Raw genomic sequence first — 643 nt, forward strand, 5'->3', positions numbered from 1 at the left:
CTTAAAGCTTCTGTAACGGATATGGATAAAGAACCAGTTGATTCAGCTTACGATACAGTAGTAGACAACCGTCCAAAAGAAATCGAAAAAGATGGTAAGACTTATGTATTGGTACCAGCCGGTAACTACCCAGTAGGTGAAGTAGATGATCAAGGTCATCTTACATCATCAGATGACACAACAGGTAAAGTAGCTGAACAAGATAAGAACGTTACTTATATCTACAAGCTTAAAGAAGAGCCAGTTCAACCAAAAGGTAGTGTCTATGTACACTATAAAGATACAGAAGGCAATGAGCTTAAAGCTTCTGTAACGGATATGGATAAAGAACCAGTTGATTCAGCTTACGATACAGTAGTAGACAACCGTCCAAAAGAAATCGAAAAAGATGGTAAGACTTATGTATTGGTTCCAGCAGGAACTTACACAGTAGGTGAAGTAGATGACCAAGGACATCTTAAGTCATCAGATCTAACAACTGGTAAAGTAGCTGAACAAGATAAGAACGTTACTTACATCTACAAGCTTAAAGAAGAGCCAGTTCAACCAAAAGGTAGTGTCTATGTACACTATAAAGATACAGAAGGCAATGAGCTTAAAGCTTCTGTAACGGATATGGATAAAGAACCAGTTGATTCAGCTT

General features: G+C 37.8%; 1 protein-coding gene. It reads left to right on the plus strand.

The window, feature by feature from the left end; translation table 11 throughout:
- Positions 1 to 21 precede the first annotated feature (21 nt).
- Positions 22 to 643: MucBP domain-containing protein (locus QM460_RS10485; protein WP_414290062.1), on the plus strand; the 622-nt coding region annotated here is incomplete at its 3' end.

It is taken from the genome of Streptococcus infantis, assembly GCF_047464415.1.
GTDB lineage: Bacteria > Bacillota > Bacilli > Lactobacillales > Streptococcaceae > Streptococcus > Streptococcus infantis_AE.